The organism is Microbacterium sp. STF-2 (assembly GCF_034650155.1).
Lineage (GTDB): Bacteria > Actinomycetota > Actinomycetes > Actinomycetales > Microbacteriaceae > Microbacterium > Microbacterium maritypicum_A.
On the sequence record NZ_JARKMW010000001.1, the window covers coordinates 2,617,515 to 2,636,025 of the forward strand.

The 18,511-nt window shown below is 68.5% G+C and carries 19 protein-coding genes; 5 read left to right on the forward strand and 14 right to left on the reverse strand.

What is annotated here, in order from left to right; translation table 11 throughout:
- Window positions 1-170: 170 nt before the first annotated feature.
- A complete protein-coding gene (locus MicroSTF_RS12700) occupies window positions 171-839 on the forward strand; it encodes a GntR family transcriptional regulator (RefSeq protein WP_297557132.1) in 669 nt (222 codons plus the stop codon).
- Window positions 840-927: 88 nt separating this feature from the next.
- Here the strand turns inward: MicroSTF_RS12700 and argG are convergent, their stop codons facing one another.
- The 3 genes from argG to MicroSTF_RS12715 are packed head-to-tail and all read right to left on the reverse strand — an operon-like array spanning window position 928 to window position 3,050.
- On the reverse strand, window positions 928-2,373 hold the full coding sequence (argG, locus tag MicroSTF_RS12705) for an argininosuccinate synthase (protein WP_029268247.1): 1,446 nt from the start codon (window positions 2,371-2,373) through the stop codon (window positions 928-930).
- Between the two features lie 43 nt (window positions 2,374-2,416).
- Window positions 2,417-2,833 (reverse strand): PIN domain-containing protein, encoded by a 417-nt coding sequence (locus MicroSTF_RS12710; protein WP_029260825.1) that lies wholly within the window; start codon window positions 2,831-2,833, stop codon window positions 2,417-2,419.
- Window positions 2,817-3,050, reverse strand: coding sequence for an AbrB/MazE/SpoVT family DNA-binding domain-containing protein (locus MicroSTF_RS12715; RefSeq protein ID WP_029260826.1), 234 nt, complete (start codon window positions 3,048-3,050; stop codon window positions 2,817-2,819). Before MicroSTF_RS12715 ends, MicroSTF_RS12710 begins: the two co-directional genes overlap by 17 nt.
- A 94-nt stretch (window positions 3,051-3,144) precedes the next feature.
- Between MicroSTF_RS12715 and MicroSTF_RS12720 the strand changes: the two genes are divergently transcribed.
- Both MicroSTF_RS12720 and MicroSTF_RS12725 read left to right on the forward strand, forming a co-directional pair.
- The gene (locus MicroSTF_RS12720) at window positions 3,145-3,639 is read left to right on the forward strand and encodes a hypothetical protein (protein WP_136053485.1); all 495 of its coding nucleotides are present in this window, start codon (window positions 3,145-3,147) and stop codon (window positions 3,637-3,639) included.
- 313 nt (window positions 3,640-3,952) lie between these two features.
- Window positions 3,953-4,660 carry a hypothetical protein gene (locus MicroSTF_RS12725; RefSeq protein ID WP_322956063.1) on the forward strand — a complete coding sequence of 236 codons (708 nt, stop codon included), beginning with the start codon at window positions 3,953-3,955 and terminating at the stop codon, window positions 4,658-4,660.
- Between the two features lie 38 nt (window positions 4,661-4,698).
- On the opposite strand, the gene MicroSTF_RS12730 is transcribed toward MicroSTF_RS12725, so the two are convergent.
- Entirely contained in the window at window positions 4,699-5,106 is a 408-nt protein-coding gene (locus MicroSTF_RS12730; protein ID WP_029268240.1) for a pyridoxamine 5'-phosphate oxidase family protein, read from the reverse strand.
- 204 nt (window positions 5,107-5,310) lie between these two features.
- Here MicroSTF_RS12730 and MicroSTF_RS12735 point away from each other — a divergent pair, with 204 nt between their 5' ends.
- Both MicroSTF_RS12735 and MicroSTF_RS12740 read left to right on the forward strand, forming a co-directional pair.
- Window positions 5,311-6,282, forward strand: a complete 972-nt coding sequence (locus MicroSTF_RS12735; RefSeq protein ID WP_322956065.1) for an alpha/beta hydrolase — start codon at window positions 5,311-5,313, stop codon at window positions 6,280-6,282.
- Between the two features lie 69 nt (window positions 6,283-6,351).
- The gene (locus MicroSTF_RS12740) at window positions 6,352-7,347 is read left to right on the forward strand and encodes a hypothetical protein (protein ID WP_322956067.1); all 996 of its coding nucleotides are present in this window, start codon (window positions 6,352-6,354) and stop codon (window positions 7,345-7,347) included.
- A gap of 40 nt (window positions 7,348-7,387) precedes the next feature.
- Here MicroSTF_RS12740 and MicroSTF_RS12745 read toward each other — a convergent pair whose 3' ends face one another.
- The 10 genes from MicroSTF_RS12745 to MicroSTF_RS12790 form a co-directional block, all read right to left on the reverse strand.
- The gene (locus MicroSTF_RS12745) at window positions 7,388-8,491 is read right to left on the reverse strand and encodes a hypothetical protein (RefSeq protein WP_231494506.1); all 1,104 of its coding nucleotides are present in this window, start codon (window positions 8,489-8,491) and stop codon (window positions 7,388-7,390) included.
- Entirely contained in the window at window positions 8,488-9,279 is a 792-nt protein-coding gene (locus MicroSTF_RS12750; protein WP_029260832.1) for a hypothetical protein, read from the reverse strand. The genes MicroSTF_RS12745 and MicroSTF_RS12750 overlap by 4 nt, the downstream gene beginning before the upstream one ends.
- Before the next feature lie 171 nt (window positions 9,280-9,450).
- On the reverse strand, window positions 9,451-12,954 hold the full coding sequence (locus MicroSTF_RS12755) for a PKD domain-containing protein (RefSeq protein WP_322956069.1): 3,504 nt from the start codon (window positions 12,952-12,954) through the stop codon (window positions 9,451-9,453).
- A gap of 184 nt (window positions 12,955-13,138) precedes the next feature.
- Window positions 13,139-14,188, reverse strand: a complete 1,050-nt coding sequence (locus tag MicroSTF_RS12760) for a VWA domain-containing protein (RefSeq protein ID WP_322956071.1) — start codon at window positions 14,186-14,188, stop codon at window positions 13,139-13,141.
- Window positions 14,185-15,171 (reverse strand): VWA domain-containing protein, encoded by a 987-nt coding sequence (locus tag MicroSTF_RS12765; RefSeq protein WP_322956073.1) that lies wholly within the window; start codon window positions 15,169-15,171, stop codon window positions 14,185-14,187. The genes MicroSTF_RS12760 and MicroSTF_RS12765 overlap by 4 nt, the downstream gene beginning before the upstream one ends.
- Window positions 15,162-15,653, reverse strand: a complete 492-nt coding sequence (locus tag MicroSTF_RS12770) for a hypothetical protein (protein WP_322956075.1) — start codon at window positions 15,651-15,653, stop codon at window positions 15,162-15,164. The genes MicroSTF_RS12765 and MicroSTF_RS12770 overlap by 10 nt, the downstream gene beginning before the upstream one ends.
- The gene (locus MicroSTF_RS12775) at window positions 15,640-16,527 is read right to left on the reverse strand and encodes a DUF58 domain-containing protein (RefSeq protein WP_021200100.1); all 888 of its coding nucleotides are present in this window, start codon (window positions 16,525-16,527) and stop codon (window positions 15,640-15,642) included. The genes MicroSTF_RS12770 and MicroSTF_RS12775 overlap by 14 nt, the downstream gene beginning before the upstream one ends.
- Before the next feature lie 7 nt (window positions 16,528-16,534).
- Window positions 16,535-17,500: an AAA family ATPase gene (locus MicroSTF_RS12780; RefSeq protein WP_046398963.1), complete on the reverse strand. Its 966-nt coding sequence runs from the start codon at window positions 17,498-17,500 to the stop codon at window positions 16,535-16,537.
- Between the two features lie 202 nt (window positions 17,501-17,702).
- A complete protein-coding gene (locus MicroSTF_RS12785; protein ID WP_240750531.1) occupies window positions 17,703-18,023 on the reverse strand; it encodes a hypothetical protein in 321 nt (106 codons plus the stop codon).
- Between the two features lie 126 nt (window positions 18,024-18,149).
- Window positions 18,150-18,461: a putative quinol monooxygenase gene (locus MicroSTF_RS12790; RefSeq protein WP_029268225.1), complete on the reverse strand. Its 312-nt coding sequence runs from the start codon at window positions 18,459-18,461 to the stop codon at window positions 18,150-18,152.
- Window positions 18,462-18,511 lie beyond the last annotated feature (50 nt).

The following is an 18,511-nucleotide window of genomic DNA, read 5'->3' on the forward strand; positions in this document are numbered from 1 at the left end:
GCGCCCAGGCAGGCGTACAGCGCTGATCGAGGACTGCTGTGTTATGTTACGCGTTGCGCGCTGGTGCGCGCGGGGGATCGCACCGGTTCCGGACACGGGGGTTGTTCGGTCCGCGCGTGCCGACCGTTTCGAGTGGTGGGGGACCCGCTGTGGTCGAGGGAGAGTGTGATTTGGCAGGCATCGATGTGGCGCTCGAGCGCCGGACGATGAGTGAGGACGTCTATCGGCGGTTGCGAGATGCGATCGTGGACGGTGAGTTGCGACCGGGGGAACGCCTTCGCGACACCGAGCTGGCGGAAGATCTGGGCACCTCCAAGACGCCCGTGCGTCATGCGCTGGCGCGACTGGCCGAGCAGGGTCTCGTCGAGATGCAGCGAAATCGCTTCACGCGCGTGGCGCCGCTCGACCTGGACCGGATCCGCGACGCGATCGCGCTGTTCGGCGACATCTGGATCGGATCGGTGCGGCATGCGATGCCGCTCGTCCGACAGGATGACGTCAGCTACCTCGTCGACCTGACGGAGGACATGTCCGACGCGGCGGTCGAGCGCGACGTCCTGGCCTACGGCGTGGCTCTGCGTGCCATCGCCATCGGCTTCGCTCGTCTCGAGGGCAATGCCACGCGGGCGTCCGTGATCGAGCTGCTCGGGCCGCAGATCCGGCGCTTCACGCAGCATGCCGCCGGCTGGTTCGATTGGGCCGCGAGCGAGCGATCCACCCTCGAGATCAGGGACGCCATCGTCTGCCGAGATGCGACGCAGGTGCGCGCGGCCCTCGTGACCCTGTTCGACGAGGTGCTTCCCGGCATCATCGACCGGACGGAGGTCGGAGACCGCTGAGGCGGGACGCCGCTGAGGCGGGACGGGGGTCTGAATGCACGATGCGCCGACACCCGAGGGTGCCGGCGCATCGGTGTCGCTCGATGTGTCAGTCCGTGCCGGAGTCGAAGGCCGCGCCTTCGGACGCCGAGTCGACGGCGTCGGCCAGCGTCTCGTCGGCTTCGGAGATCGACCCGTGGACGGACTCGGTGATCTCGCTCGACTCGCCGGCGGTGACGCGGCCGACGAGCTCGCCGGTCGCACCGCCCACGAGACCGAGACCCGCGTACTGCTCGAGGCGCGCACGGGAGTCGGCGATGTCGAGGTTGCGCATGGTGAGCTGGCCGATGCGGTCGACCGGGCCGAAGGCCGCATCGCCGACGCGCTCCATCGACAGCTTCTCGGGGCCGTAGGAGAGGTTCGGCGAGACGGTGTCGAGGATCGTCCAGTCGTCGCCGCGGCGCAGGCGGATCGTGACCGTGCCCGAGATGGTGAGCCCGACCCAGCGCTGGATCGACTCGCGCAGCATGAGCGACTGCGGCTCGAGCCAGCGGCCCTCGTACATCAGACGGCCGAGGCGGCGACCCTGCTCGTGGTAGGTCGCGAGGGTGTCTTCGTTCAGGATGCCGTTGACCAGGCGCTCGTAGGCGATGAACAACAGCGACATGGCCGGAGCTTCGTAGATGCCGCGCGACTTCGCCTCGATGATGCGGTTCTCGATCTGGTCGCTCATGCCGAGGCCGTGGCGACCGCCGATCGTGTTCGCCTCCATGACGAGGGCGACCGGGTCGGAGTACTCGACACCGTTGATGGCGACGGGGCGGCCGGCCTCGAACGTGACGGTGACGTCTTCGGTGTCGATCGCGACGGACGGGTCCCAGAACTTCACGCCCATGATCGGGTCGACGGTCTCGAGCGAGACGTCGAGGTGCTCGAGCGTCTTGGCCTCGTGCGTCGCGCCCCAGATGTTGGCGTCGGTCGAATAGGCCTTCTCGGCGGAGTCGCGGTAGGGGAAGTCGCGGGCGACGAGCCAGTCGCTCATCTCCTTGCGGCCGCCCAGCTCGGTGACGAAGTCGGCGTCGAGCCACGGCTTGTAGATGCGCAGGCGCGGGTTGGCGAGCAGGCCGTAGCGGTAGAACCGCTCGATGTCGTTGCCCTTGTAGGTGGAGCCGTCGCCCCAGATGTCGACGCCGTCCTCCTTCATGGCGCGCACCAGCATGGTGCCGGTGACCGCGCGGCCGAGGGGCGTCGTGTTGAAGTAGGTCTTGCCGCCGGAGCGGATGTGGAAGGCGCCGCAGGAGAGGGCGACGAAGCCCTCTTCGACCAGGGCGGTCTTGCAGTCGATCAGACGCGAGGCCTCGGCGCCGTACTCCAGCGCGCGGCCCGGGATCGAGGCGATGTCGTCTTCGTCGTACTGACCGAGGTCGCCGGTGTACGTGAAGGGAACCGCGCCCTTCTCGCGCATCCACGCGACGGCGACGGAGGTGTCGAGTCCTCCGGAGAAGGCGATGCCGACGCGCTCGCCGACGGGCAGGGACTGGAGGACCTTGGACATGCTTCCCAGTCTATCGGCGGGCGGCGTGTAGCCCCGTGCTGCGTCAGATCACGCGCACATCGACGCCTAGCGCCGCATACGTTCCTATCGCGCGGCGATCGCATGTGACGAGCGTCACCCCGGCGGCCCTGGCGCACAACGCGACCAGGCCGTCGTAGACCGCTCCGCCGGCGATTCCAGCATCGGCGAGAACGTCGACGGCGGTGCGCGCGTCCTCTTCCGAGAGTGAGATCGATCGGGGGAATGCAGCCCGGATCGCGTTCGCCGCTGCCAGAGGGGTCAGGCGATTGGGGCCCGGCAGGCGCGTCAGCACGGAGTATGTCTCTGCTGAGGCGTGGCCGGCAAGGCCGAGGATTGCACCGGCGCAGGCGCTCTGGACCGCGATGTGCGCGGTGTTGTCTTCCACGAGGAGCGCGAGCGCCGCGCTCGTATCGAGGAGCAGGTCAGCGCTGGTCGGCAAGGCGCAACTCGCGGATGTCGTCGGGTGTGATCGCCATGCCGGACGACGCGACGACGAGACGCCCGTCCTTCTCGATGAGGTTGTCCGGGGCATCGATCTCGATGCGGATGCCGTTGCCGTCGAGGATGAGATCGATAGGACCAGGGATCAATCCGACGCGCTCGCGGAGCGCAGCGGGGATGACGATCCGTCCTGCCTTGTCCATGGTTGCCTTCATGCCATGAGAATACCATTCGAATGGCGCAGAACGGGGGCGAGGCGGGTGCTTCATATCGGTGTCCTCGTTCAGGATCCGCCGCTACATTGTGGCCATGCAGAGAGCAAGGTCGCGTAGATGGTGGTTGATTGCGGGAGGTGCGCTTCTCGCCGCGATACTGGTCGTGCTTCTCGTCCTGGCGGTCCAAGCCTTCCGCGGGTCGACGCTCGCGCGGCAGGACATGGCGGCGCACCTGTCGTTCCCCGCGACGTATCACGGCTTCGAAGAGGCCTCGGAACTCGCAGGTTTCACACTCAAGGAAGACGGATCAGCGGAGGTCTCGGCGCTGATGCTCGGCACCGAGGAACGGGAACTCGACGACGGGCGGGTGTGCCTCGATGGCGACGTGACCCCGGTCGTCGGGAAGGCCAGCTGGCGGACGGACGATGCGGGGTGGGTCGTCATCGAGGCGGGTGAACGGCAGACGCGCCTGAGCCAGGACGATCCGATGCTCATGGGCTGGGGTTGGGGCAAGGTTTATGTCCTGACGCCCTGCACCGAGGAGTACACGGCGACGTTCGTCACCCCGAACGCCGACTACTCCGACTGAACGACATCTTCATGGCGTGCCAGGCGCAGTGGGGAGAAGAGCACGATCAGTGCAGCCACGACGAACACCACCACGCCGACCGAACGCGAAGGCGGTCACGGCGCCCGTGAACGCGCCGAGCGTCGACGATGACCAGAAGAGTGCGAAAGCAGGGATGCGCAGAACCTCGACCGGCCTGTCGCTCATCGCCGCCTCGCTGGGTCGCCCGCCGCTCCCGCTGTGGTCATCCTATTAGCGCCCCTTTCTGGAGACGGGTGGGTCGACCCGGATGGCGGGCTCGGAGGTGGGAGAGTAGGCCCCACGGAGGTCGGACATGGGTGGAGCAGTCCTGTGGGGTCTGGTCGCGGCTGCGCCGCTGTTCATCGGCGCGGTGCTTGCGCTGCTACGGAAGTGGCCGCCGCGCTGGCTCGGCATCGTGCTGGGATTCGGTGCCGGCGCGCTGATGGCTTCGATCGCGTTCGAGCTCTGGGAGGAGGGGCTCGACCTCGCCGGTCCCGTTCCCCTCATTGTCGGCGTCGCGGGGGGAGCGATCAGCTACTACATCGCCGACCGCATCCTCGATGCGCGTGCTGCGAAGACCAAGGAACAGGCGGGTGGAGGTCAGCTCGCCGTGGGCGCTCTGCTCGACGGCATCCCCGAGCAGCTGGTGCTCGGCATCGGGCTCGCATCCGGTGAGCCGGTGAGCATCGCGCTCGTGGTCGCCATCCTGGTCTCGAACCTGCCCGAGTCGATCGGCTCGGCCGCCGACCTGCTCGAAGGCGGCATGGCGAAATCGCGGGTGCTGCTGCTCTGGGCGGGTGTCGCGGTGCTGTGCGCGGCCGCGACCGTCGCGGGCTTCGGTCTCGCGAGCATCACCGGCGATGAGTTCCGTTCGGCGGCGAGTGGTTTCGCCGCCGGCGCCCTGCTCGTGATGCTGGTCGATTCGATGATCCCCGAGGCGCAGTCCAAGGCCAAGGAATCGACGGGACTCGCGACCGTGCTGGGCTTCGCGCTCGCCGCCGGCCTGGCCCTCGCATCCTGAGCGACTGAGCGACGACGGAGATCACCCGGAGAGGGCGCTCAGTCCTTGCCGCGGAACTGGTCCCGTCGCACGGTACGGCCGGTGATGCTCTCGATGCGGAACGACAGCGGAAGGCTCCGATCCTCCCCCGCCCACGGATGCACGCGCGCGGCGTCACCCGCCGCTTCGTCGTCGGGGACCCGCGAGAGGGGGCCATGCAGCAGCACGCTCCATGCCGTGTTGCCGAGGGGGTCGTGGTAGTCCACCTCGAACGCGACCGGGAGCGGCTCGGAGGTCAGGGCGGCCAACACGCCGTCCGGGGCGGTGCGAAGAAGCAGGTCGTGACCGGAGACCGCGAAGTTCACGGGAAGGATCTGCACCCGGTCCTCATGGACGAAGCCGATCCGGCCGATCGTGGTGGTGGACAGCAGTTCGTAGGACTGCTGCTCGTCGAGTGCTCGAATCATGCGCGCATCCCTTCCCTTTGGCGCCAGGCTATCCAGCGCGACACGCGCCATCAAGGGAGTCGTGTGACGCCGGAGCGGAACAGCCCGCCATCCGGCGGATCGGAGACGTCGGATCCGCCCGCGCTGGCGGGTTACTCTCGGGAGCGGCGTGCGGGAGGCTGGCGGAACACCGCCGCGATGGTGGCCGAGGACAAAGGAGTTCCGATGACTGACACGACCCTGGCGCGACCGCCGTTCGATCCCGAGCTCGAGGCTGCTCTCGCCCTCGTCGGCGACCAGCTGCCGTCGACCCTGACGCCCGAGATGATCCCGCTGATGCGCCAGTCGCCGGTGAGCGGCGACCAGGAGATCTTCACCGTGCTCGACGACCGCGGCTTCACGCGCCGTGACGTCACGATCGCCGGATACGACGGAGGCGAGATCGTCCTGTCCGTGATCGAGAAGGAGGGCCGGACCGGCACCGGTCCGGGCTTCTTCCACACCCACGGTGGCGGCATGATCATCGGCAACCGCTGGCTCGGTGTGGTCGGCTTCCTCGACTGGGCGGAGCGCTACGACGGCGTGATCGTCACGGTCGAGTATCGGCTCGCCCCCGAGTTCCCCGACCCGTATCCGGTGGAGGATTGCTACGCGGGTCTGCTGTGGACCGCCGAGCATGCCGAAGAGCTCGGGATCGACCTGTCGCGCCTGCTGATCTGCGGCGGCAGCGCCGGGGGAGGTCTGGCTGCGGGCACCGCGCTGCTCGCCCGTGACCGGAAGGGCCCCGAGCTGATCGGCCAGCTGCTCATCTACCCGATGCTCGACGACCGAGACGAGTCGGTGTCCACCCGGCAGATCGACGGGATCGGGGTCTGGGATCGCGGGTCGAACGTGACCGGATGGACGGCGTTGCTCGGCGACCGCAAAGGTACAGACGACGTCTCGATCTATGCCGCTCCCGCGCGGGCGACCGATCTGAGCGGACTGCCCCCGGCGTTCATCGATTGCGGCAGCGCAGAGGTGTTCCGCGACGAGGACGTCGCCTATGCCACGAAGCTCTGGGAAGCCGGGGTCCAGGCAGAGCTGCACGTGTGGGCCGGCGGCTTCCACGGCTTCGACATGTTCGCCCCGCACGCCGCCGTCGCTCAGGCCATGCTCGCCGCGCGGGACAACTGGGTGCACCGCCTGCTCTCCTGAGTCCGGATTCCACCCTCCGGGGCCGCGCGCCGACCCCGTAGGGTGGAATCCCCGCGCGATGGAGCCGACATGCAAGATCTGCTGGGGCGTCTCACCGCCCTCGACCCGGATGCCAGCGAGACGCTCAAAGTCGTCAGCTACTTCGATGCCCTCGTCGCCCGCTCCGTGGGTGTGGAGAGCATGCTGCGGGGTGCGGCGGTGCTGAGCGGTGCGACCGTCGGCCAGCGCGACGGCCGGCACATCGTGCGCGTGCGGGCAGATGGGGTGCGCATCGATCCCGTCGAGCCGTCCCCCTCCTGGCCCGTCCGGGAGAGCGGGCCGGATGCCGTCGCCTGGATCGAGCGGGAGGGCGATGCGCATTCGAACGACGCGATGATCCTGGAGCGGCTCAGCCTCGCCCTCGGCATCATCCGGGCGCGACGCACGGTCGGCCCCGAGAGCGCGGTCGAACTCGCCATCAGTTCCTACGCCGGTGCCGAGGAGCGGGCGGCTGCGCTGCCGCGGCTCCGGCTCTCCGCGGGCATGCTGCGACTGGTCGCGTCACCCCCGGAGCCCGCACCGTTGCCGACGCACCCCACGGCTGTGGTCGCCACCCGGCACGGACTCACGCGCGCGACGATCATCGACGCGCAGACGGACGTGCGGGAAGTCTGGCCCGATACCGCTGCTCTGCGGTTGGGCGTCGGTCTCGCCGGACCGGGAGACCAGCTTCCCCAGTCGTGGGCATCGGCTCTCGTCGCCGTGCGTCTGACGAGTCCGGGCGAGCCGGTGGTCGATGCGGCCGACCTCGGAGCGCTGCTCCTCGTCGCCGACGCCGCCGAGTCGAGCCCGTTGCACCCGGATGCCGCCGCGCTCGCGGCCCTCGACGCCCGTAGTCGGGAGCTTCTCGACGCGGTCGCCGAAGAGCAGAGCGTGCGCGCCGCCGCCACGCGTCTCGGCCGCCATCATTCCAGCGTGCAGGAGCGTCTGACGGTGCTGGTGGAGACTCTGGGCTACGACCCGCGCACCTCCCGCGGCCACGCCCGCTACGTGCTGGCCCGGATGCTGCTGACGCTCGGCCCCTGACGCGCATCGGCCCACGGCCCGGCAGGGCTCCGGCACCGTCTCACTCGAAGCCGGGGTACTCCTGCAGCTTCGTCTGGAACTCTTCGCGATGGGCCTCGCTCAGCACTCCGCTGGCGATCACGGTCAGCTGCAGGCCTTCGAGGGGTTCGCCGGTGCGGGCGTTCTGCGCCTCGCGGGCGGCCAGGAATCCGCCGTCCCGATCGTTCGAGAGGTCGTTGATGGTGGCGTAGAAACGCAGCGGATCGGGGAAGTTCTCGGTGTAGTACTCCCACGTCGTCTGCGTGCGCGGGTCGTCGCTGCCGTAGAGCTTCGCGATCATCGCGGGGTCGATTCCCGAGACCGAGGGATCGTTGAAGGAGTAGAGGTCCCACAGTCCGTGCTCGACGACGACCTCGTTGACGACACGCATCACGTCGAGCTTGCGCTCGTCATCCTGGATCGGTTCGTTCGTCGCCCACGCCGCGGAGGTGAATTCGACGAGCATCGACTCGCCGCCGTAGCCGTTGCGTTCCGGACGCAGGTCGTCGTCGCCCACCTGCACCCAGGTGTAGCCGAACTCGTCGGTGAGTCGCGTGCGGATGTCGGCGAACATGGTCTCGGCCTGCGCACGCACCTCCTCGAGCGACTGCTGCGAGAGGGTCTGCTGGGGGTCGGTGCCCTTGATCGCGGGATAGGCCTCCGCGTGCTTCTGCGCGGCCGTCTTCGTACCCTCGTAGTTGCCGGAGGCTGAGGTCTGCAGGGCACTCATGCCGCCCACGGTGGCGACGTTGAACAGGATCGCCACGACGAGCGCGATCGCCCCCAGCTTCCGTCCGCGTGCCGAGAACAGGGCGGCCGCGATGACCGCGACCACGACGAGCTGCAGGGCGAGCATCGTGACGCCGTAGAGCAGGTCGGTGCCGCCGGCGATCAGCGTCCCGAGCAGGATCAGCGCGAAGAGGATGGAGGTGGTGAGGGCGATCCAACCGAGGGCGTTCGACGGCTTCCTCGGCTCTTCCGCCGGGGCGATCGTCGCGACGTTCGGGCGCGGTGCGGATCCGAACGCATCGCGCCGCGCTCCTCGGTAGCCGCCGGGTGGGGGCACGGGTGGAGCGCCCTCGGTGCCCGCGATGTAGCGCGCGCGCTGCCTCTCGTGATCGCTCACCACGGCTTGTCCGTCTCCGAACCGCCCTGGTCGTCGCCCTGTTGCTGATCGCGTTCCTGCGTCCCCTGCTCGAGCTTGTCCTGCAGGCCCTTCAGCTTGTCCTCCGACGGCTGTTCCTTCTCCCCCGGTTGCGGCTGGGGTGACGGCTGCTGCTCCTCCTGCTGCTTCTGCTTGAGACGATCGGCGGTGCCGTCGAGAGAATCGGCCATGTCGCGCTGCGGGTCGGACGACTGCTGCCGGGCCTCTTCGCTGCGGCACTCCTCCGGCGTCTCGACCGTGATCGTGAGCGCCTCGCCGTAGAGCGCAGCAGCGCCCGCGCCGTCGCCGTCCGCGCGTGCGGCGTCACCCATGCGCTCGACCACCAGGGCGAGATTGATCCGTACCCCGCATACCTCCAGTCCGGTGGCGAGGTCGAGTGCCCTTTCGAGCTCGGCCCGCGCCTCCGGCAGCTGCTCCGCCGCACCGAGCGCGGTGCCGATGTTGAACGGTGCCTTGTACGGCTCGAACCAGTTCAGGAGGTCTTGTCCGCGTGCGGATGCCTCCGACCCGGCGAAGTCGTCCACCAGGTAGGCGGTGATGGCCTGATGTGCGAAGGCGTACATGCTCAGCAGCTTGCCCACGAACAGGAGCGCGGCGAGGGTGAGCGGAATCGTCCCGATCGCGACCCAGCGGCGGACGCTGCGACGACGGCGGTTGGACCGGAGGAGGGCGGCGGCGCTGTCGGCCGTGCTGGCGGTGGTGGTCGAGGACCCGAGCTCGGTCGCCGCGGGTGCCGACGGATGTGTCACGTCCAACCCCCTTACCGATCGACCACTGCTCAGCGCGGGGAATTCTGGTCCCCGAAGCGGCAGGACGAAGCGCTGAACATCCTATCCGGGGATCCTCCGGATACGATTCAGCCGACCTCGAGTGCCGAGGTCGGCTGAATCATGGTGAGGGACGATGCCCGTCCCCGGGCGCTACTCGGCTGCGGTGACGCGGAACGTGTCGAAGGCCACGCCGAGTGCCGCGGTCGAGCTGCCGGAGCGGTTGCCGCTCAGGCCCACCCCGCCCGCGGGCTGCAGGGGCGTCGCATCCGACGCCTTGAGCTGCCAATCGGCCGGTTCCGTCGCCCCGGTCGCCCAGATCTTCGCGTTGATGGACGCCTGCGCGGTGCCCGTCACCGTGACCTTGAGGGTGTACGAGGTGTTCGCCGCGAAGGCGAGACCCGAGACGGCCCGGGTGGCCAGGACGGTTCCGTCACGGTGGGCGACGAGCCAGATGGTTCCGTCGGGACGGAGCCATGCGCGGACGAGATAGCGTCCGGCGGCGGAGTCGCGTGCGATGACTCCGATGTACGCACCACCGGTGGTGGCCCCCTGATCGACGCGGAAGGTCGTCTCCAGAGCCGGGCTCGGGACCGACGTCGCGTTCAGCGTGGCGTGTCGGGTGTCGCCCGCGGCCAGGTTCAACCGTCCGAAGCCGTCGGCGACCGTGGCCGCCGCCTGCGAACCGCCCGCGATCGTCCAGGCGCCGCCCGCGACCGCGTTCCCCCAGCCGCGGCTGGATGCCTGCTCGAAGTCGTCACCCGCGAGCGGCGCGGGTTCCGCCACGACGGATTCGCGGGTCGTGGTCGCCGAGCCGCCCACGTTGTCGGTCACGGTGAGGGTGACCGTACGTGTCCCCGCCGTCGAGTAGGCGTGGCTGGCGACCGCACCCGCACTGGTCGTGCCATCGCCCCAGTTCCAGCTGTAGCTGCTGATGGTGCCGTCGGTGTCGGTCGATGCCGCTGCGTCAGCCGAGGCGGTGAGACCCGATGAGGAGAGGGTGAAAGACGCGGTGGGCAGCGCATTGGCTCCCTGCACGACCACCGGCTTCTTGACCGACCCCACGAGCCCTTGGCTGTCGGTGATCGTGAGCTTGACCTGGTACGTGCCGGGCGCCGCATACGTGTGCGAGGGCGTCTTGCCCGTACCCGTCGTCCCGTCGCCGAAGTCCCAGCGGTACGCCGCGACAGTGGCGGATCCCGGCGGGACCGACGTGCTCGCGTCGAATGCCACAGCGAGCCCGACCGGGGTCGCCGTGTACGCCGCGACGGGCGCCGTGGAGCCCTTGGCGACCCAGAAGTGCGTCTTCACCTGCCCGGCGCTCAGCCCGTACGGGTAGATGGCGAACTGGTTGACGTTGCCGGTGAGGGACACCGACGTCGGGATGTTCGGCCAGTTGACCAGCTTGCCGCTGCCGATCTTCCAGAAGCCCTCGTAGGCCTGACCCTTGGTCACACCGGTGATCTGATCGTTGAGTTGGCCGTCGACGAAGAGCTTCATCCCCTCGGGGCTGACGGACGCCACGACCTGGTGCCACTGGTTGTCGTTGTACGCAGCCTTGGTCGTGATGACTCTCGTGCCGTCGCTGTACACCCCGAAGTTCAGGCGTCCGTCGTTCGACATGTAGACGTTGCGGTCGTAGTTCTTCGAGAAGCCCGCTGCTGAGCTCTCGAAATCGAACAGCAGTCCGCCGCTTGTCGTCGACGTCTGGAACCACATCTCGGCGGAGTACGCGGAAGGTGCGGGCATCTTCGTGGTGGTGTCGACGCGTCCGGTCTCGGTGCCGTCGAGGGCCGTCGCGCCCGTGCCCTTCGACGTTCCCGACGGCAAGAGCTTCGCCCCTGCGCGGAAGATCGGGCTGTTCGCGCCGGCAACGTCCTGGCCGACGGTTCCCAGCGGGTAGTAGAGCTGGGGTTCATCGGCGAGCACCGCGTTGGAATACGGTGGCGTCGGGTCGGCCACCGTCACGGTCGCCGTCTTGCTCGAGACGGTGTTGCCGTTGCCGTCTGTGGCGGTGAAGGTGTACTGCTGCTGCGAGCCGGCCGGAGCCGTCGTGTCCTCGAAGCTGACGGCGGGCAGGTTCCACCAGGTGGAGTCCACCTTCGTGGTGAGCAGAGGAGTGGTCGAACCGGCGCGGCGCAGCTCATAGGTGAGCGTGAGGTCGTCACGGTCCCAGTTGGCCGGGATCGACACCTTCACCCGACCGGGGGTGAGAGACGTCGCGGTCGGCTGCCACTTGTCTCCAGAGAGGCGGGGGCCGTCTTTGGGGCCGGCGGGAGGAGCGGTCGAGAATCGCACGAGTCCCTCGAACTGGCCGTTGTTGACGGAGCGGAACTCGCCTCCGATGGAGATCATGTTGCCCGTGCCGGTGATCGACAACCCGGCCTGGCCGAGTCCGGTGGTGACACCGACCGCCCAGTCGGGAGACCACGCATACGGCGAAGGCGCGGGAGTTCCGCCCCAGTCCTTTCGGCCCGGTGCCGCCGGCTGAGGTGCGAGGGTCCCCCGGGCATCGGCCGTGTATGCCTCGGAATAACGGTGCACGCGCGGGGCCTGTTCCGGGTGGAGACCCAACGTCTCGCAGGTATGGGTGTGGCTCGTGGTGTAGACGACCTTGCCGGTCGAGTAGACGCCGTAGTGGTCGCCGATGCAGTCCGCGATCCAGCGGACCTTGCCGGTGCCGGCCTCGGCCGCGAAGGTGCCTTCGAGGTTGCCGGTGGCAGCGTCGGCATAGCCCCAACCGGTGCCGTAGACGCCGGTGGTATCGGTGGTGAGGCTGAAGGTTCCGGCTTTACCGGCGTAGATGCCGCTACCGGCGCCGTTCTTCACCGTCTTGGCCAGCTCCCACGCGGTGTTCAGCGTGCCGGTGGTCTTGTCGACGGCTCCGCTGCCACGCATCTCGGTGTCGCCGTTGATCTGCGAGAACCGTCCGCCGATGATGGTGTCCTTGCCGGCGGGGTCCATCACCATCGCATCCACCTGCAGGTCGGTCTGCGGGGCCCAGGGCAGGAGCGCGCCGTTCGCGGTGTTGAACGCGGCGAGGTTCTTCCGTGCGGTGCCGTTGGCCTGGCCGAACAGGCCGCCAGCGTAGACCGCGGTTCCGGATGTCGTGAGAGCGTAGACGCCCGATCCGCCGATCGACGGGACGAACCCGGCGACCAGCTCGCCGGTCTTCGCGTCGATCGCGGCGATGTTCCAACGGTCCTTCCCGTTGACATTGTTGAACGAACCGCCGATGTAGATGCGGCTGCCGTCGGGAGATGCGGCGACGGCCTTGATGACGCCGTTGACCTTCGGTGCGAACGGCAGCAGTGCCCCGGTGTTGATGTCGTAGGCGAGAACGTTCGACCGCGCGGTGAGGGCAGTGCCCGGAGCGGCTTTGGGCTCGCGGGCGTTGTCGAACTTGCCCACGGCGTAGACGGTGGAGCCGATGGTGGTCTGTGCCCAGACGTAGCCGTTGTCGATCTGCACCGTTGGAATCGGGTCGGATGTGACGACGTCACCGTCGCGTTGCAGCAGTGGCGGCAACGTCGGCGCGGCGTCGGCCGCCACGGCGGCTCCACCCCCGAACGACACCAGCCCCGCCACGACCAAGATGCCGACGACGACACCAGCGGCCGCGGAGCGGGCGCGCTCAAGAACGTGATTGTTCCCCATGATTTTGTTTTCCCCAGTGATCTGATGCCGACGCGAGCGCCGACACGACATCGCAGTCACGCGCCGCGGAGGCTTCCCCAAGCCATGTGTTCCGCGATCGTCATGCATCTGCGAACCCCTGCCGGGACCAAGACAGTCCTCGACCGGTAAAACATTAGCAGCTGATATCGACGAAGCCTGAGTGTTAGATCTGGGTGCGTGAGCGGACGCGCTGTCGTGGCGCGCGCAGCTGCCGAAGTCGCGCGATCAGCAGGGCGGCACGGGTGAGCTCGACGCCGAGGATGGCCAGGGCGACGAGCGCCGCGATCCAGTAGAGCTCGATGACGTTGCCGACCTCGCCCGAATCGGCGTAGTCGGTGGTGGTCGACGGGGCCTCGGGAAGGGAGGGGGCGGCATCCGCCGTCCGAGTCGCGTACGTGACCCCGAGCTGGTCGGCGATCGTCTCGAGGTTCGACTCGTCGATCACCGAGAGAGCGTCGGCGCCCTGGTACTGGATGTAGTCGCCGCCCTGATCCGAGACGCCGCCCGTGGTGATGCGCATCGGCCCGCCCTCGGCGGTGCCGTAGCCGAACACGGCTCCCGAATCGGTGTACTTCTCGCTCGCGCTGAACGACTCCGGCGCGGTGTCGACCGTCTGCTCCCCGTCGCCGAAATAGAACACCATGCGCGAGCGGTCGGGAGACGATTCGGCTGCCGAGGCGAGGGTTTCCGACAGCAGGGGGGCGGCGATGCCGATCGAGCTGCCGCGTGACTGGCTGGTGACCTCGGGGCGCAGCACCCCGAGGGAACCCAGGAGTGCCGTGGTGTCCGTGGTCAGCGGCATCCTCAGCTCGGCCGCGGCATCCGAGGTGATGAGGGCGAAGCGCGCTCCCGGATACTCCTCCACCAGAGCGCGCACGTCTGCACGGATGCCGTCGAGCCGCGGTTCGCCGTCGTCCCAGTCCTCAGCCACGATGCTCGCCGTCGTGTCGACCACGAGCACGATGTCGGTATCCGTCGCGAGGGTCTGGGTCGCTCCCCCGGGGATGCCCGGACGCATGAGCATCGCGAAGCAGGCGAGCACCAGAAGCAGCCGCATGGCCCACAGGGCACGATGCCCGGCCAGCGCGCGACGATCGGTGACCGGCACCCCGGCGGACTTCGGCGGACGCACCAGCACCCAGACGGCGGCGACGGCGACGGGGGCGCACAGCAGAGCAACGAGCAGCGGGTTGAGCACGGGTTGGAGGATCACAGTCGCACCCTCCACAGCACCACGACGAAGCCGAGCAGGCAGATCGAGAGCAGCACGATCCACAGGTTCGGGGTGTCGGTCCAGACCACCTGCGCCTCCCCGCGCAACTCGGTCGCCTCCTGTTCCTGCACCTGGGTGACGATGTCGGAGACGGTGGTCGTGTCGCGCAGGCCGAATGCGGCGCCGCCCGTCGCCTCGGCCGCAGCGCTCAGCTCGGCGCTGACATCGGCATCCTTGCCCTGGACCGGGTTCAGCGCGAAGACTCGCACGTCCTTCGAGGCGGCGTAGGCGGCGGCCTCGTCGAGCGTGACGATCGAGGCGCCGTTGACCTCGTTGTCGGTGGCGAAGATGACGGAGCGTGAGCGCTCGGCGTCCGGGTTGTCGAAACCCATCGTGCAGGCGGCGAGACCGTCGCCGATCAGGGAGGCGCCGTCGCCGTTGAGGGTGCCGACCCAGTGCTCCGGGACCTGATCGACGTAGTCGAAGCTCTGCGTCATGCTCTCGATGTGCTCGCGCACGAAGTCGTAGTCGTCGGTCAGGGGGAAGATCTGCACGGGCGAGCTGTTGAAGATCGTCAGTCCGATGCGTTCGCCCTCGAAGCTGTCCAGAAGCTCGTCGAAGACGTTCAGCACCTCCACGTCGACCTCGGTCATGGAACCGGAGACGTCGAGGCACAGCATGATGTCTCGGCTGGTGTTGACGGGCTGGATCGTCTGCGCCGACATCGGCCGCGCAGCCACCACGCCCGCGACGATGGCGGCGGTCGCGCCGAGGGCGAGGATGCCGGACAGCGCGAGTGCTCTCCGCGTCAGTGCGCGGCGGAAGGAGGGCAGCGCGCGCACGCGCTCGGCACGGGCGACGCGCGCGGCGTCGGTGCCTCGGCTCGGGCCGCCCCGCCGGAGGCCGACGACGAGACCGATCGTGATCGCGAGCACCACGACCGCGACCGCGGCCGCGAGCATCCAGACGTTCGCTAGTGCCACGTGCGCACCACCGTCCTGGCGGCTTCGGCGCCGGCCACAGGATCGATCACCGGTCCCTGGCGGAAGATGCTCGGGTAGTAGTGCCTGCCGAGCGCATCGATGAGGGCGGGATGCGCACCACGGGCCACGAGATCGTCGAGTGCGAGCACCGGCGCCTCCAGGCCGCTGTACTCGTTCACGAAGGTGCGCACGGTGCGGCTCAGCTCGAGATTCGCCTGCCGGGCGGACATGCGGCGTTCGACGTACTCGGTCTCGATCTGCTGGATGCGCGCCAGGTACTCGGTGCGCAGCTGCGAGAGCACGTCGATGACCAGCGGTGCCTGCCCGGCGTTCGGGTCGGCGACCGCCAGGGTGCGCCGCGGTCGGGTGAGCACGATCAGCAACCACGCCCCCAGCACCAGCAGAGCCAGGATGCCGATTGCGAGCAGCATCCATCCCCAGCCGTACTGCGCTGGCGGATAGAGGTCGTCAGAGCCGGGCATTCGACCTCCGATTCAGCAGCGTCAGCAGCTGAGCGACGGCATCGTCCTGCCCGTCCAGCGTGGAGTGGCTGATCTCCATCCGGGTGAGGAGCTCGGCGAGGTGTGCGGCGTCGGCCTCGCGTTGCGCGGTCAGCTCCTGCACGATCTCGCGGTCGCCCTGCACGAATCCCGGCACCTGCCAGCGACTGTCGACGTCACTGCGGATGTGTCCGGTGGCGTGGTCCAGCACGGGCTCGGCGTCGCGCAGCGTGAGCCAGAGCACGTCGTGCTGCACGCGCAGTCGCCGCAGCATCCGTTCGGTCTCGCCGGTGACGGGGGCCTCGTCGGTGATCACGACCACGATCATGCGACGCGCGATCGTGCGGGTGACGAACGACAGCAGGCCATCACGGTCGCTCGGTGCGTCGCTCTGGTCGACGGCCCGATCGATCGTGCGCAGCGCGTGCTCGAGCGCCCCTTCGCTGCGGCCCGGCGCGAGGCGGCGCACCTTGGCGGCATCGCCGTACACCGTGGTGAAGTCGTCGCCGTGGCGCAGCGTCAGCACACCGAGCACTCCGGTCGCCAGGATCGCCAGGTGCTTCTTCGACTGCTCGTCTGCGGCGAGTGCTGACATCGAGCGCCCGGTGTCGACCACGAACAGCACGGTGTGCATGCGGGTCGCGCGCGAGCGCTTCACCAGGGGCGTTCCCAGCCGGGCGGTCGCCCGCCAGTCGATGTCGCGCACCTGATCGCCGTACTCGTACTTGCGCAGGTCTTCGAAGTCGAGGCTCCGCCCGCGCAGCAGCGACGCGTAGGCGCCGTCGAGCGCGTGCAACGACTTGCGCGTCGAGTGGATGAAGAGCTTGCTCTTCACCTGCGTGATCAGGCTGGCCATGGAGATGTCAGGGTGTGGGGACCGACGCGAAGATCTGGTCGATGATCTCCTCGCTGCGGATTCCTTCGGCGTCGGCCTCGAACGTCAGCAGCACCCGGTGGCGCAGCACGAGGTGCCGGAGCTCGCGGATGTCTTCGGGCAGCACGTGCGTGCGTCCCTTGAGCAGAGCCAGCGCTCTAGAAGCCTGGAGGAACGCGATGCTCGCACGCGGACTCGCGCCGTACTTGATGAAGCGGGCGCGTTCTTCGCCGATGTACGGCGCCGGGTTGCGGGTGACGTAGGCGATCGACACGATGTAGTTGCGGATCGCGGGGTCGACGTAGATGCGGCTCGCGACGTCCTGCAGCAGGTGAACGTCGTCGAGGCTGACGGCGCTGGCGACGTGCCGGTCGGGGTCGAGCACACCCGAATCGATGCGGCTGAGCACCTCGAGCTCTTCGGCCGGGCTCGGGTATTCGACGATCTCTTTGAGCAGGAAGCGGTCCATCTGCGCCTCGGGCAGCTCGTACGTGCCCTCCTGCTCGATGGGGTTCTGCGTCGCGATCACGAGGAACGGCTTCGGCAGGTGGTGGATCTCGCCGCCGATCGTGGTCTGATGCTCCTGCATGGCCTCGAGCATGGCGCTCTGTGTCTTGGCGCTGGAGCGGTTGATCTCGTCGAGCAGCACGAAGTTCGCGTGCACCGGGCCGAGCACTGTCCGGAACGATCCCGTCGCCGCGTCGTAGATCTGGTTGCCCGTGATGTCGCTCGGCAGCAGGTCGGGCGTGCACTGGATGCGCTTGAACTGCGCCTTCACGGTGTCGGCGAGAGTGCTGGCCGCAGTGGTCTTCGCCAGTCCCGGCACGCTCTCGAGCAGAATGTGGCCGCCGGCGATGAGCGAGATGAGCAGGCTCGTGCGCAGCCGGTCCTGACCGACCATCTTGGCGGAGTAGGAGGCGGAGATGACCCGCAGCACCTCGGACGCTCTGGCCATCTCGGCGTCGGTGGGTGCACCGTTCGCCGTGGCGGGTGGGGCTGTGGGGGCGGGGGCCTGCGCGGGAGCGGGCGGAGGCGGAGGTGCCACCGGCTGCGGGGATGCGGCGTTCAGGTCGTGCATGCTCTCTCCTCCTGGGGAGCGCGGCGCTTCTCCCCCCAGCCAGGGTAGCCGCCGCACCGAGGAGGAGAGCTGAGCGCCGTCACTGGCCGAACATGGACGAGGTCGCCGCGATCCATCCGAACGTGAGGGCGAGGATCGTCACGATGATCCAGATGCTCATGGCGATCGCGTTGAGGGCGATCCCCCATCCCGCCTGTGTGCGTGCGCGCGGCTCGCCTCGCAGCGAGACGATCCCGAGGATGAGTCCGATGGCGGGCGCGAAGAACGTCCAGCCGGCGAACACGGAGCAGATCCCGAGAACGAGACTGGCGGTGCCTTTCGCGGTCGACGTCGCAGCGACGGACGGCGCGGTGGTGGCAGGAGTGGTGGCGGGGGCGGGTGCAGAAGCAGTTGTTGACATGACATCCACGCTATGACGGGGTCTGTCGGCGGTCATCGGACTGGAGTACCCACGTCGTACGTCCAGCGGATGATTGCGCCGGTTCTCAGGTACGGGCGTCGGAGCGTGTTCCGGCAGCGTGGGCCGCTACGCCGACCGCCGGTCGAGGAACAGCAACTCGAGCGGTGAGGCCAGCAGCGCATCCACTCCCTGCGCGAATGCCTGGAAGTGAGGTGTGGCGAAGTGGGTGTCGAGCGCAGCCTGGTCGTCGAACGCCTCGCGCATGTAGAACGTTCCTGGCTCGCTGCGCGATTCGAACAGCACGTAATCCTGGTTGCCGGGCTCCGCGCGGGTCGGCTCGATCAGGCGCTGCAGGGCGGTGAGCAGTGCGTCGCGGCGACCGGGGAGGGCGCGCAGGATGGCGAGGCTGTACAGAGGGTCGGGCAGGGGTGAAGACATGATGTGGTCTTTCTTTCGTGGGATCGAGCACGGCATGCTGCCGCGAGATC

Bases quoted from the DNA above. Each gene is read 5' to 3' on its own strand.
- MicroSTF_RS12775 (WP_021200100.1), bottom strand. From the start codon at position 16,527: ATGGCCAGCCTGATCACGCAGGTGAAGAGCAAGCTCTTCATCCACTCG.
- MicroSTF_RS12755 (WP_322956069.1), bottom strand. From the start codon at position 12,954: ATGGGGAACAATCACGTTCTTGAGCGCGCCCGCTCCGCGGCCGCTGGT.
- MicroSTF_RS12715 (WP_029260826.1), bottom strand. From the start codon at position 3,050: ATGAAGGCAACCATGGACAAGGCAGGACGGATCGTCATCCCCGCTGCG.
- MicroSTF_RS12740 (WP_322956067.1), top strand. From the start codon at position 6,352: ATGCAAGATCTGCTGGGGCGTCTCACCGCCCTCGACCCGGATGCCAGC.
- MicroSTF_RS12790 (WP_029268225.1), bottom strand. From the start codon at position 18,461: ATGTCTTCACCCCTGCCCGACCCTCTGTACAGCCTCGCCATCCTGCGC.
- MicroSTF_RS12725 (WP_322956063.1), top strand. From the start codon at position 3,953: ATGGGTGGAGCAGTCCTGTGGGGTCTGGTCGCGGCTGCGCCGCTGTTC.
- MicroSTF_RS12735 (WP_322956065.1), top strand. From the start codon at position 5,311: ATGACTGACACGACCCTGGCGCGACCGCCGTTCGATCCCGAGCTCGAG.
- MicroSTF_RS12730 (WP_029268240.1), bottom strand. From the start codon at position 5,106: ATGATTCGAGCACTCGACGAGCAGCAGTCCTACGAACTGCTGTCCACC.
- MicroSTF_RS12770 (WP_322956075.1), bottom strand. From the start codon at position 15,653: ATGCCCGGCTCTGACGACCTCTATCCGCCAGCGCAGTACGGCTGGGGA.
- MicroSTF_RS12780 (WP_046398963.1), bottom strand. From the start codon at position 17,500: ATGGCCAGAGCGTCCGAGGTGCTGCGGGTCATCTCCGCCTCCTACTCC.
- MicroSTF_RS12785 (WP_240750531.1), bottom strand. From the start codon at position 18,023: ATGTCAACAACTGCTTCTGCACCCGCCCCCGCCACCACTCCTGCCACC.
- MicroSTF_RS12720 (WP_136053485.1), top strand. From the start codon at position 3,145: ATGCAGAGAGCAAGGTCGCGTAGATGGTGGTTGATTGCGGGAGGTGCG.
- argG (WP_029268247.1), bottom strand. From the start codon at position 2,373: ATGTCCAAGGTCCTCCAGTCCCTGCCCGTCGGCGAGCGCGTCGGCATC.